Below are 12,424 nucleotides of genomic sequence, written 5' to 3'. Positions count from 1 at the left end.
GTCTGCGTGAGGTGCGGCGATGAGCGATCCCCGCGTCCTGACGGTCCGGCCCGAACCGGGCCAGTACGCCTGGACGTTCGGGGGCGCGCCGCCCATGGCGCGGATCGCGCCCGGCACGGTCCTCGACCTGTACACGGAGGACTGTTTCGCCGGCCGGGTGCGGTCCGAGAAGGACCTGGTGTCCGAGGTGTGCGAGTTCCCCTTCCTGAATCCGCAGACCGGCCCCTTCCACATCGAGGGCGCCGAGCCGGGCGACACGGTCGCCGTGCACTTCGTGTCGGTCGAACCGGCAAGGGACTGGGCCGCGTCCACCACCGTGCCCCTCTTCGGCGCCCTCACCTCGACGCACACCACCGCGACCCTTCAGCCGCCGCTCCCCGAGACGGTGTGGATCTGGCAGCTGGACCGGACGCGCCGCACGGCGCTGTTCCGGGCACGCGACAGCGATCTCGAGATCGAGCTGCCCATGGACCCGATGCACGGGACCGTGGGGGTGGCCCCCGCCAACCTGGAGGTCCGCTCGGCGCTGGTGCCCGACGCGCACGGCGGGAACATGGACACACCGGAGATGAGGGCCGGGGTCACCTGCTACCTCGGGGTGAACGTGCCGGGCGCGCTGCTGAGCCTCGGCGACGGGCATGCCCGGCAGGGCGAGGGCGAGACCTGCGGGGTCGCCGTCGAATGCGCCATGAACACGGTGGTGATCGTGGAGCTGTTGAAGGGGATCGCCACACCCTGGCCCCGCATCGAGTCGGACACCCACATCATCTCGACGGGGTCGGCGCGCCCGCTGGAGGACGCGTTCCGGATATCCCAGCTCGACCTGGTGCGGTGGCTGGTGCGCGACTACGGGTTCAGCGAACTGGACGCGTACCAGTTCGCCACCCAGGCAGTGGAGTCTCCGCTGGCCAACGTGTGCGACACCAACTACACGTGCGTGGCCAAGCTCCGCAAGCAGTGGCTACCCGCGCGGGAGACGCACCGCGGGGTGCACGCACGACTGCGGGAGACGGCCGCAACCCTTCTCGCCTGAATCGCGTCCCGATCAACACCGCACCACCGAAAGGCTCTTCGACCATGGAACGGGCAAGACCCCTGGACCGGGCAGGCCCCCTGCCCAGCCGGCGTCGGGTACTCAAGGGCGCCGCCCTCGCGGCCGTCCCCTACGCGCTGCTCCCCGACGCCCGGGCGGGCGCGGAGACACACGCCGTGGATCACGCCACCGCCGAATGGCAGCCCGCGACCCGCGCCAACTACACGCCGGCGGACCGCGCCGCTCCCCGACCGCTCGACCTCGTGATCATCCATGTCACGCAGACCAGTTACCGCAAGACCCTGGGCGTCTTCCGGAGCCCCGCGAAGAAGGTCTCCGCGCACTACGTGGTCCGCTCGTGGGACGGCAACATCGCGCAGTGCGTCCGTGAGGCCGACGTCGCCTGGCACGCGGGCAACTGGGACTACAACACACGCAGTATCGGCATCGAGCACGAAGGGTGGGTGGACCAGCCGGCGTACTTCACCGACGCCCTGTACGAGCAGTCCGCGTCGCTCACGGCGGACATCTGCGCTCGGCACGGCATCCCGATCGACCGGGCGCACATCATCGGGCACCACGAGGTGCCGGGCACGGACCACACCGACCCGGGGCCGCACTGGGACTGGGCGGGCTACCTGAGACGGGTCGAACGGGCCGCGCGGTGACGTCGTTCGGGTGACTGCGGTCGAAAAGGTTGTCCGGGCGCGTACCGGGAGTGACGATGGCATCAGCCGCATCGCCTTTCGGGGAGGCCGAGTTGACCGATCCGTGGGTGGCCCTGGAGCCGGGGGCCGACCCCGCCGAGCAGGCGCGCATGCTGCGCCGGGCGCACGAGACGTTCACCGAGGGGGGCGCCGTGCCGCGGCCGGTGCGTCCGGTGGTGGCGGACTCGTGGCGGCGGTCCGCGCGGGCCGGGGTCGGTCCGGACGGCACGGCGAGCGTGGAGCTCATGGACGGCGACCTCGGCGCGTATCGGGCCGAACATCCGCTGGCGCGGGTGATGCCGCTCTTCCGTGAACTGCTGGGCACCTTCGCGGCGGACGGGCGGCATCTGCTGGCGGTGTGCGACGCGCACGGACGGCTGCTGTGGGTCGAGGGGCATGCGTCGACCCGGCGGCGGGCGGACGGGATGAACTTCGTGCCGGGTGCGCGCTGGGCGGAGACCGCGGTCGGGACGAACGCGCCGGGTACGGCGGTCGCCGTGGACCGGCCGGTGCAGGTGTTCGCGGCCGAGCATTTCATCCGGCGGGTGCAGCCGTGGACCTGCGCGGCGGCTCCGGTGCACGATCCGCGTACGGGCCGGGTGCTCGGCGCCGTGGACATCACCGGTGGGGACGGGCTCGCGCATCCGCACAGCCTGGGGTTCGTGCAGGCGGTGGCGCGGGCGGCGGAGTCGCAGCTGGCGCTGCTCGCGCCCCAGACGCCCGCCGCCGGCCTGCCCGAGCTCTCGGCGCTGGGCCGCGACGAGGCACAGATGCTGGTCGACGGGCGCAGGATCAGGCTCAGCCGTCGGCACAGCGAGCTTGTCGTGCTGCTGTCCCGCCATCCAGAGGGGCTGACCGGCGACGAGCTGTTGTGCGCGCTGTACGAGGACGAGTCGGTGACACCGGTGACGCTCCGGGCCGAGCTGGCGCGACTGCGCCGGGTGCTGGGGCCCGGGCTGCTGGCCTCGCGCCCTTACCGGCTCACGGTGCCCGTCGGGTCGGACGTCGCCGTGGTGGAGCGGCGGCTGGAGACCGGCGCGGTGACGGCGGCGCTGTCGGCGTACACCGGTCCGCTGCTGCCCTCCTCGCAGGCCCCGGCGGTGGTGCGGCTGCGGCAGCGGCTCACCGACGGACTCCGTACCGCGCTGATCGCCCGCCGCGACCCCGACCTGCTGGCGGACTGGGTGCACACGCCGTGGGGCGAGGACGACTTCGACGTATGGCGGGCGCTGGCGGCGGCGCGGCCGACGGCGGCAGTGCGGGCCCGGCTCGCGGCCCTGGAGTCGGAGCTCGGCTGGCGGCGGCCGGTGGCAACGTAGTTGCAACGTCCGTTTCCCTAGCCTCGCGCCGAGAGCTGCCCAACGGCGGGCAGCGCTTCGCAGGGAGGCAGACCAGCATGACCCGTTACGCGGCGCCCGGCTCCGAGGGCGCGATCGTCTCCTACCAGGCGCGCTACGACCACTTCATCGGCGGCGAGTACGTGCCGCCGGTCCGCGGGCAGTACTTCGAGAACCCGTCGCCGGTGAACGGACAGCCCTTCACCGAGGTCGCGCGCGGTACGGCGGAGGACGTGGAGCGGGCGCTCGACGCGGCGCACGCGGCCGCTCCGGCCTGGGGCCGTACGTCGGTGACCGAGCGGTCCGACATCCTGCTGAAGATCGCCGACCGCATGGAGGCGTATCTCGAACCGCTGGCGGTCGCGGAGAGCTGGGAGAACGGCAAGCCGGTGCGCGAGACGCTGGCGGCCGACATCCCCCTCGCGATCGACCACTTCCGCTACTTCGCGGGGGCGATCCGCGCGCAGGAGGGCTCGCTCGGCGAGGTCGACGACGACACGGTGGCGTACCACTTCCACGAGCCGCTGGGCGTGGTCGCGCAGATCATCCCGTGGAACTTCCCGATCCTGATGGCGGTCTGGAAGCTGGCGCCGGCGCTCGCCGCGGGCAATGCGGTCGTCATCAAACCGGCCGAGCAGACCCCCGCCTCCATCCACTACTGGATGAGCCTGATCTCGGATCTGCTGCCGCCGGGCGTGGTCAACATCGTCAACGGCTTCGGCGTGGAGGCGGGCAAGCCGCTCGCGTCCAGTCCGCGGGTGGCGAAGGTGGCGTTCACCGGTGAGACCACGACGGGGCGGCTGATCATGCAGTACGCCTCGGAGAACATCAAGCCGGTCACGCTGGAGCTGGGCGGCAAGTCGCCCAACATCTTCTTCGACGACGTATGGGCCAAGGACGACGACTTCCGCGACAAGGCCCTCGAAGGCTTCACCATGTTCGCCCTCAACCAGGGTGAGGTGTGCACCTGCCCGTCCCGCGCGCTCGTCCAGCGCGGCACCTACGCCGAGTTCCTGGAGGCGGCGGTCGCCCGCACCGAGCTCATCAAGCCCGGCCATCCCCTCGACACCGACACGATGATCGGCGCACAGGCGTCCAACGACCAGCTGGAGAAGATCCTCTCCTACCTCGACATCGGCCGGCAGGAAGGTGCGAAGGTCCTCACGGGCGGCCAACGTATCGACTACGACGGCGAGTTGAAGGGCGGCTACTACGTCCAGCCGACGATCTTCGAGGGTGACAACCGGATGCGGATCTTCCAGGAGGAGATCTTCGGCCCGGTCGTCTCGGTGGCGTCCTTCGACGACTTCGACGACGCCATCAAGATCGCGAACGACACGCTGTACGGCCTCGGGGCGGGCGTGTGGACCCGGGACATCAACACCGCCTACCGCGCGGGCCGTGCGATCCAGGCGGGCCGCGTCTGGACCAACTGCTACCACGCCTACCCGGCGCATGCCGCCTTCGGCGGCTACAAGCAGTCCGGGATCGGCCGCGAGACGCACAAGATGATGCTGGAGCACTACCAGCAGACGAAGAACCTGCTGGTTTCGTACAGCCCGAAGAAACTCGGGTTCTTCTAGAACCTGAAGCCGGTTGCCTGGAGAGACCGTTGCACTCCAGGCAACCGGTACCCGATACCCGGTACGGCAGCGGGGCGTCAGCCCTGTGCGGTGTCGTCGCCCGTCTGCCCGGCGCCCTCGGTCGTGCCTGCCTTCTCACGCATCTTGCGCACCAGCTCCGCCTTCTGCTCGGCGGCACTCTGGCGGTCGAGGTTGCGGTGCGGACCGTTGTTCTGGCGTTCGGCGCGGGACAGCTTCTTGCGCTGGCCGCCGCCCATGCCCACGGGGTTGTTGATGTTCTTGCTCACGGGTTCTCCCGGAATGTTGTGAAGTGATCTACGGATTCATCGGTGGGGGATGGGCGCGGCCACGTCGAAGGACGTCAGCGGGGGCCCATCACGCTCTCACTCGTAAATCGGCGTCTGGAAGAACATGACCGAGACGTTACCCGGTTCTGTCGGCTCCGCACACCAAAATTCCGCCTGTCACCTGGCGACCATCAGGTGACCGCTGCCTGCCGGGCGCCGGCGCGTCCCGAGAGCGGCTGGTGCCGGGGCAGGACGGCGCCCCGGCACCGTCGTGTCAGCTCTCGTCGCGGAGCCGGGCCGCCAGCGAGGTCAGGGACTCGGTCTCCTCGGGGTGGCCCAGGGCGGTCAGGCGCGTGATCGCCGCGTCGAGGCGGGTGAGGGCGGGGGCGGGGCGTTCCAGGTAGATGCCCTCCACCGCGCCCGCGAGGCGGACGCACTCCGCCCACTCCCCCGCGTGGCCGTCCCCCTGTCCCGGCTCGCCGAGCAGGGCGAGGGCCTTGTCCAGGGCGGTCAGGGCGTCCTCGTACTCGCCGACGTAGGCGTTGACCCGGCCGTGTTCGTAGGCCAGCGCCGAGTCCAGGGAGCGACCGTGGGCCTCGAACCCGGCGGCGCGGGCCTCGTCGGCGATCCGGCCGGCGTCGGCGAGGAAGGCGCGGGCGTCGGCCAGGCCGTCGGGGCCCTGCTGCTGGGCCTGGAGCCGGGCGAGTTCCCGCAGACTGTTGCTGAGCATCTCGAAGCGCGGAGCCTTGGCGTGCGCGGCCAGCGCCTGGTCGGCCGCCTCGCGGGCCCGCTCGAACTCGCCGGACTCGCCCAGGAGTACGGCCGTCTCGGCGGCGATCATGGCGTGGCTGCCCGGGTCGTCGGCCCAGCCCGCCGACTCGGCCGCGAGGGCGACGAACTCGGCCGTGGCGGCCTTCAGGTCCTCGCCCGTGTGCAGCGCGCGGGCGCGGGTCAGCCGCAGCTGGGCGGCGAGCCGGTCGTCCAGCTCACCGGCGGCGACGTCCGGTTCGGCCAGCAGCGAGTCGAGCAGGGCGATACAGTCCTCCACCCGGCCGAGGTCGAGGCTGAGCTGGGCCGCGTTGCTGTAAGTGCAGAACGCGTCGATCCGGTTGCCGCGCCGCAGGTCCACCTCGGCCGAGCGCGTCAGATGCCGCAGGGCCTCGTCGGGGCGGCCCAGGTGCATACAGGCCTCGGCCAGGTCGCCGAGGATCCGAGTGGTGTCGACGACGTCGGCCGGCCAGTCGGCGGCCAGCCGGAGCCCTTCGGTGAGGTCCGTGTACGCCGACTGCGCGTCGTGGAGGCCGAGTTGGAGCCGTCCGCGCAGCCCGAGCGTGCGCGGCAGATGCCAGGCGGGGCCGTCCGTGCGCAACTGGTCCAGGACGGCGTCGATCTCGGCGACCGCGGTGGGCAGGTCACCGGAGAGGGCGTGGGTGCTGACCCGCAGCAGCCGCGCGCCGGAGATCTGTCCGGCGAGGTCGTGCCGGGTCGCGAACGCGTGCAACAGGTCCACCTCGGCGAGGACCGGCGCGATGTGCTCCTCGTTGCCCGAGGTCTGCAACCGTACGGCGAGTGCGGTGGCCCGCAGCCGCAGGAGACGTGCCTCCTGGTACGGGGCGAGATCGGGTGTCTCCTTGTGCAGCCGGACCATGGCGGCGTGGGCGTCGGTCAGCGCGGCGGTCCTCGCCTCGGCGGCGTCCTCGCCCTCCGGGGGGATCTCGGCGGTGGCCAGCAGCGCGCAGGCGCGGGAGACCGCGGCGTCGGCCGGCACACCGGCGTCGTCGTACAGTCCCGCGGCCTCCTCGTGGAGGGCGGCGGCGTCGGCGAACTGGTCCTTGACGCCCGCCCGGCTCGCGTCGTCGGAGAGCAGGTCCGCGCGCAGGCGGACGAGCGAACCCACGGCCGGGTCCTCCGGGTGGGCGTAGTCGCGGGCGGCGACGAGGGTGCGCAACCGGGCCCAGCAGGCCTGTGCGTCCGGGTGTCCCACCTCGTCCAACTCCCGTGCCCGGAGGATGAGTTCGGGCAGCGACTCGGGAACGACCGTCGCCGCGTGGGTGGTGGGCGGCGCGACCGGGGCGGCCTGGGCCACTTCGTCCAGCTCCCGCGTACGCAGGGTCAGTTCGAGCTTCTCCAGCAGCGGGGCCCGGTCGAGGCGGGCCCTGCGGCGGTCGGTGTGGGCCGTGGTGGCGTTGCGGGCGTCGAAGCGGGCGGCGAGGTCGTCGGCGCGGTCGCGCACCTCGGCGCGCAGCGTGGCCACCGTCCAGGTGCGGCCCGTGTATCCGGCGGCGGGCAGTTCCCCGTGGCCGAGTGCCTCGACGCGCTGGAGGAGGACCTCCACGCCGGTGAGGAAGCCGAGCTGGTCCAGCGGGGAGTCGACCTCGTCGAAGAGGTTCCGGTTCTCGGCGAGCAGTTCGAGGCCGCGGGCCTCGTTGCCGGTGAGGGCGCAGAACTCCAGGTGGCGGCCGACCTCTTCGGACATCGAGGGGTTGCGGCGGCAGCCGCGGTAGCCGGTGAGGTGCAGTTCACGGGCCCGGTCGGGGTCGCCGGTGCGCAGCAGCGGCAGCAGCGCGTACGAGGCGGAGCGGGCGGGCTCCTCCTTGCAGGACTCCTTCCCGGCGAGGACCGGCTCGAAGGCGCGCAGGGCTGCCTCGTCGTCGCCCGCCCTCAGGTGGTGGCGGGCGCGCTGGCAGGTCTCGCAGGCCTCGCAGTCGCTGAGCCGGGTGCGGGTGCGGGCCGCCCACAGGTCGTGGGCGAGGGCGGTGTCCTCACCCACGTGGGCCGCGAGCTGGTAGGCCTGTCCGTAGTACGGCTGGAGGCCGAGGCCGGCCTTCTCGTACCGGTCGCGCATCTCCGTCAGCCACTGGCGCAGGCTGGCCAGCGGTATCTCGGGCAGCTGGCGCAGGGCGTGGGCGACCCACTTGAACCGCCAGAACAGCTGGTGGCGCAGGCGCTCGTCGAAGACGTCGGGCTGCTCGTCGAAGAGGGTGAGCAGGCGCGCGAAGACGACCGGGGACTTCCGGGGTTCGGAGCCGTAGGTGTACGCCTCCTGGAGTTCGAGGAGGGCGTCGATGAGCGGGACGGGCTCCGCGAACTGCTCGGCGGCGTCGACGAGTTCCTCGGCGGTGACGGTGCGGGTACGGCCGTAGGGGCGCCGGTCGTTCTCCTTCAGCGCCTGGTACAGCTCGTCGGTGGTCTGAGGTGTCGTCATCGTCAGCTGTCCTTGCGGAGGGCGTGGGCGAGGAGGTCGAGGAAGGAGCGGTTGATGAGGCTCGACTCGGCGGGCCTGAGCGGGCGCCGGGACAGCATCGCGGCCTGTCCGTAGAGGGCTTCCGCGCTGGTGCGGGCCAGTTCGGGCTCGTCGATGGTGACGGCGGTGCGCACCAGCGGGTTCAGCTGGTTGAGGATCAGCTGGGCCCGGGGGGCCTCCTGGCGCAGGGCGCCGAGGATGTCGCCCCACAGGCCGCCCTCCTGCTCGCGGGCGAGCTGGGAGCGGGTGCGTTCGTGCCGGGCCTCGCGGCTGTCGACGAGGAGGGCGGGGGCGGAGGCGGGCTGGAAGGTGCGCAGGGCGACGTCGCAGTCGAAGACGGCGAGGGCGTCGCGGGCCTGGGCCAGATAGGCCGCGGCGGCGAGTTCCGTCTCCCGGTCGACGGGGTCGAGGTGGGCGGTGAGGGTCGCCGGGTCGAGGTCGGCGACGGTGACCTCGGGCCTGATCTCGGGCAGCCGGTGGACCAGTTGGCGGTCGTAGGTGTAGCCGCCGTTGACGACACCGAGTCCGGCGGCCGAGGCGATGGCCGCGACCTGGCGGAACTCCTCGACGCTGGATGTCACGAGGACGGTGCGGTGGGTGCGGGCGAACTCGTCGAGGGTGCAGTGCCCGGCGGTGGTCTCGAACGGCAGCCAGGGCAGCAGCATCCGCAGGATCTCGTCGTCGTGCACCGCGAGCGACTTCACGGCCAGGTGGTGGGCCTGGAGGAAGCGGTTGAGGAGCTCGGGGTCGCTGGCGGCGGCGCGGGCGATCCAGGCGCGCAGCCGCTCGGCGAGGGCGTCGCGGACGGCGGCGAGGGTGTCGTCCTCGTAGAGCGCCTCGCGGGACGCGGTGGGCCGCAGGCTCTCGGCGTCGATGACACAGCGCACGAAGAACGCCCACTCGGGCAGGATCTCCTCGGCCTGCTCGGACAGCAGCATGCCCTTGACGTGCACGCGGTGGCCGTGGCGACGTCCGGCGGGCACCGCTTCGGGCAGCACGCAGGCGATGCCCTTCAGCCCGACGGCCGGCAGGTCGAGTTCGATGGTGTCCAGCGGCGTGAACCCGAAGACCTCCTCGCCGTACGCGGCCAGCGCGCGGGAGCGGGCGCCCGGGGTGGGGTAGGTGTGCGACCAGGGCGCGGGCTCGGGGTTCACCGGTGCGCTTCCGCCCGCCGAGCCGTCGTCGAAGGTCACCGGGTGCCGCAGCAGGGAGCCGAAGTGGCGGGCCAGTGCGTGCACCTGGGCCGGGCGGGTCCACTCGCCCGCGTCGGCACGCGGCGTCAGCGTGACCGTCGTACCCGGCCGGGGGCGGGCGGCGGCGGGCAGCGTGCGGACGGTGTAGCTGCCGTCGCCGCGTCCGCGCCATTCGACGGCGGGGGCGTCGGGGGTGCGGGCGGAGCGGCTGACGACATGGATCTCGTCGGCGACCAGGAAGCAGGAGAGCAGGCCGATGCCGAACTGGCCGATGAAGTCGGCGCGTTGCTCGGCGACCTGCTCGGCGCGCTTGCTGCTGCGGCCGATCGTGGCGAGGAAGGTGTGCACGTCGGCCTCGGTGAGACCGACGCCGTCGTCCTCGACGCGTACGGTCGCGCCGTCCGCGTACAGGCGGATACCGAAGTCGCCGCCGGGCTCGACGGCGTGCCGTGCGGTGAGCGCGTCGACCGCGTTCTGTAGGAGTTCGCGCAGGTAGACGCGGGGGCTGGAGTAGAGGTGATGGGAGAGGAGGTCCACCAGGCCGCGCAGGTCGACCTGGAAGGTGCGGTCGGTGGCGGCGTGGTCGGCGGTGTTGTCACGCAGGGGCATGGGGCAGTCCGGGGTGAAGGGAACGGCGGAGGTGGGCGGTGAGAGTGGAGCCAGGGGCTCAGAAGGCCTTGCGGAGGCGCGTGTACGCCTTCTGCGGATCCGACATGAAGACCCACGGCCACTCGGTGTACACGCCCTCCAGCTCGCGGAAGACATTGGAGGCCGTGCTGCTGCCGGCCAGCGCCAGGGCCATGGCGAAGATGTTGTAGTCGCCCTGCCAGCCCAGGCGGCGTTCATACGCGTGGTGCAGGATGCTGCGCTCCGCGGCCTCTCTCAACTCGGTCCGGATCCGCGGGTGCTGGAGGCAGTCCCGGTTGTCGGACTCCACCCACTCCTCGATGCGTGCCATGGCAACGACACAGCCGAGCCGGTGCCCGTCGGGTGCGGCGGCGAAGGCCTTCTGGGCGAACTCCAGGGCCTGGCCCGGCTCTCCGCCCCAGCGGGGCTGGAGGTGGGACACCCATTCCAGGTGGATGTCCACGTCCAGCGGATCACGCCGCAGCCCCGCCGCGAGCCGGGCCTCCTGGACGTTGTCGTCGAGGGACATGCCGCGTCCGGAGGTGATCAGTTGGCGCCATGGAGTGACCCAGTCGGGCCGCAGCTCGACGGCCTCAAGGAGGTGCTCCTCGGCGATGCGCAGCCGCTCGTAGAAGGTCTGCCACTGCTCGCGGGTGACGTCAACGGCACGGGCGGACGTGCGCGCGTCCCAGCCCCAGGAGATGTGGCGCGCACCCGAGATCAGCAGGGCGGTCGCCCGGAGCTCCTGGTCGTCCTTGTCCTCGTCGGCGGCCCGGACGATCCACTCCTCCACGCCGTCCACCACGGACAGTTGCCCCAGGACCGACTGCTCGCGGCCGAGGTCGAAGGGGGCCAGGGCCGCCTTGACCGCCGCCCAGTCACCCGCTTCGGCCGCCTCCACGAGCGCGAGCACCCGCGCGTCACCCAGCGCGCGCAGCGCGTACACCCCGCCCTTGCGCCGACGCGGGGCGGGCAGGACGTGCGAGTCCGCCCCTGGTCTCTCCGCGCCCCTGCCCAACAGCCTGCCCAACATGCCGCGCCCTCCCCTGGCCCCGCCTGATCGTTCGGTGCAGCATAAACGGCACCACCGACACCGCCTCCACAGGGTTTTCACCGGCGCCACATGTCACCGCGTCGGTTCGTACGTCAACTCCTTGACCCGGCGCAGTGTCAGGGTCGTCTCGACGGTCTGGACGCCCTTCAGGGCGCCGATGCGTTCGCTGAGGTAGCGGTAGAGCTCGCCGCCGTCGCGGGTGACGACGGAGGCGACCAGGTTGGCCTGGCCGGTGGTCGCGGCGGCGAAGCCGACCTCACGGTGTGCGGCGAGCGCCTCTCCGACGTCGGCGAGGGCGGAGGGCGCGACGGTCAGCCAGAGCATCGCGCCGGTGCCGAGGCCGAGGGCGGCGCTGTCGTACTGCACGTCGAAGTAGAGGATGCCCGAGGCGCGCAGCCGTTCCACGCGGCGCTTGACGACGGACTCCGACTGGCCGGTGGCGGCCTGGAGTTCGTTGAGGCCGGCGCGTCCGTCACGGCGCAGCACGGCCACCAACGCCTCGTCCTCCGCGTCGAGTTGTACGGCGGAGTCGGCCGCCTCCGGCCGCGGCGGCCACAGCGCCGCCTCCTCGTCCGCGGTGAGCGCCCGGACCTTGTGGAGCAGGCCGAACGGGCCGCCGTAGAACAGGTGGAGCAGGCAGTGGGCGCTGACGGAGGTGACGCGCGGGGTGCGGTGGAGGCGGCCGAAGAGGAGTTCGTCGCGTTCCTGCCGGCTGCGCGGTTTCATCGCGCACAGGACCTCGGTGCCGCCGGAGACGAGGTCGATGTAGGTCGTGTCGGGGCGGCGGGCCAGGGCGCCCGCGAGTTGCTCGGCCGCGTCGGGGGTGCAGCGCAGCCGGACGATCCAGCCGGTGCGGCCGAGCCGGCTCTCGTCGAGCATGCCGATCACCCGTAGCCCGGCGGTGGCGCGCAGCCGCCGGAGGCGGCGGGCGACGGTCTGGTCGGACACCCCGAGCACCTCGCCGATCCGGCTGAACGGCGCCCGCCCGTCGAGTTGCAGGGCCTGCATCAGCTTCAGGTCGAGTGCGTCGAGGGGCTGAGCGTCCACGGCGGCCTTTCTGATCCGGTGCGGTGCGGTGCGGGCTTCCGCCCGGTCGCGGGGCCCGGGATCATCCTGCGCGATCCCGGGCCCCTGCGGCGCGCCGTGCCCGTCCCCACGGACGCCGCGCCACCACCGAACCGACGCCCCGCTCGCTGCGCACGGCCGGTACGCCGACTGCCCTCCCGCCAAGCGAGGCGACGCCGCCCACGTTCGGGTGCCGTCCCGCCGGACGGCGAGGCCGACCGCGGCCGGCGGCCGTTCCGTAACACGGCGATCTCAGCCGCGTACGAGTGCCGTCCCACCGGCGACAAGGCCCCG

9 protein-coding genes are annotated in these 12,424 nt (G+C 72.4%); 4 read left to right on the top strand and 5 right to left on the bottom strand.

Features of this window, described 5'->3' with window-relative positions:
* Window positions 1-19 precede the first annotated feature (19 nt).
* From OG866_RS37965 to adh, 4 genes are all read left to right on the top strand, one after another.
* Window positions 20-1,033, top strand: a complete 1,014-nt coding sequence (locus OG866_RS37965) for an acetamidase/formamidase family protein (RefSeq protein ID WP_329341858.1) — start codon at window positions 20-22, stop codon at window positions 1,031-1,033.
* Between the two features lie 44 nt (window positions 1,034-1,077).
* A complete protein-coding gene (locus tag OG866_RS37960; protein ID WP_329341857.1) occupies window positions 1,078-1,701 on the top strand; it encodes an N-acetylmuramoyl-L-alanine amidase in 624 nt (207 codons plus the stop codon).
* Between the two features lie 92 nt (window positions 1,702-1,793).
* On the top strand, window positions 1,794-3,059 hold the full coding sequence (locus OG866_RS37955; RefSeq protein WP_443063673.1) for a GAF domain-containing protein: 1,266 nt from the start codon (window positions 1,794-1,796) through the stop codon (window positions 3,057-3,059).
* A gap of 77 nt (window positions 3,060-3,136) precedes the next feature.
* Entirely contained in the window at window positions 3,137-4,660 is a 1,524-nt protein-coding gene (gene adh, locus OG866_RS37950; RefSeq protein WP_329341854.1) for an aldehyde dehydrogenase, read from the top strand.
* 77 nt (window positions 4,661-4,737) lie between these two features.
* Here the strand turns inward: adh and OG866_RS37945 are convergent, their stop codons facing one another.
* The 5 genes from OG866_RS37945 to OG866_RS37925 all read right to left on the bottom strand — a co-directional run bounded on the left by OG866_RS37945 (window position 4,738) and on the right by OG866_RS37925 (window position 12,112).
* On the bottom strand, window positions 4,738-4,947 hold the full coding sequence (locus OG866_RS37945; RefSeq protein WP_329341852.1) for a DUF6243 family protein: 210 nt from the start codon (window positions 4,945-4,947) through the stop codon (window positions 4,738-4,740).
* 274 nt (window positions 4,948-5,221) lie between these two features.
* Entirely contained in the window at window positions 5,222-8,152 is a 2,931-nt protein-coding gene (locus tag OG866_RS37940; RefSeq protein ID WP_329341850.1) for a hypothetical protein, read from the bottom strand.
* 2 nt (window positions 8,153-8,154) lie between these two features.
* Complete coding sequence (locus OG866_RS37935; RefSeq protein ID WP_329341849.1) at window positions 8,155-9,993, bottom strand: HSP90 family protein; 1,839 nt, start codon at window positions 9,991-9,993, stop codon at window positions 8,155-8,157.
* A 58-nt stretch (window positions 9,994-10,051) separates the two neighbouring features.
* On the bottom strand, window positions 10,052-11,044 hold the full coding sequence (locus OG866_RS37930) for a hypothetical protein (RefSeq protein WP_329341848.1): 993 nt from the start codon (window positions 11,042-11,044) through the stop codon (window positions 10,052-10,054).
* Window positions 11,045-11,137: 93 nt separating this feature from the next.
* Window positions 11,138-12,112: an Lrp/AsnC family transcriptional regulator gene (locus OG866_RS37925; protein ID WP_329341846.1), complete on the bottom strand. Its 975-nt coding sequence runs from the start codon at window positions 12,110-12,112 to the stop codon at window positions 11,138-11,140.
* Between the last annotated feature and the right edge of the window lie 312 nt (window positions 12,113-12,424).

Origin of the sequence: Streptomyces sp. NBC_00663 (genome assembly GCF_036226885.1) — a bacterium.
Lineage (GTDB): Bacteria > Actinomycetota > Actinomycetes > Streptomycetales > Streptomycetaceae > Streptomyces.
This window is presented reverse-complemented; position numbering and strand designations above follow the sequence as displayed.

What these genes read in the sequence shown, in the direction of transcription:
- OG866_RS37930 (WP_329341848.1), bottom strand. Translation starts at nt 11,044, where the DNA reads ATGTTGGGCAGGCTGTTGGGCAGGGGCGCGGAGAGACCAGGGGCGGAC.
- OG866_RS37935 (WP_329341849.1), bottom strand. Translation starts at nt 9,993, where the DNA reads ATGCCCCTGCGTGACAACACCGCCGACCACGCCGCCACCGACCGCACC.
- OG866_RS37940 (WP_329341850.1), bottom strand. Translation starts at nt 8,152, where the DNA reads ATGACGACACCTCAGACCACCGACGAGCTGTACCAGGCGCTGAAGGAG.
- OG866_RS37960 (WP_329341857.1), top strand. Translation starts at nt 1,078, where the DNA reads ATGGAACGGGCAAGACCCCTGGACCGGGCAGGCCCCCTGCCCAGCCGG.
- OG866_RS37965 (WP_329341858.1), top strand. Translation starts at nt 20, where the DNA reads ATGAGCGATCCCCGCGTCCTGACGGTCCGGCCCGAACCGGGCCAGTAC.
- adh (WP_329341854.1), top strand. Translation starts at nt 3,137, where the DNA reads ATGACCCGTTACGCGGCGCCCGGCTCCGAGGGCGCGATCGTCTCCTAC.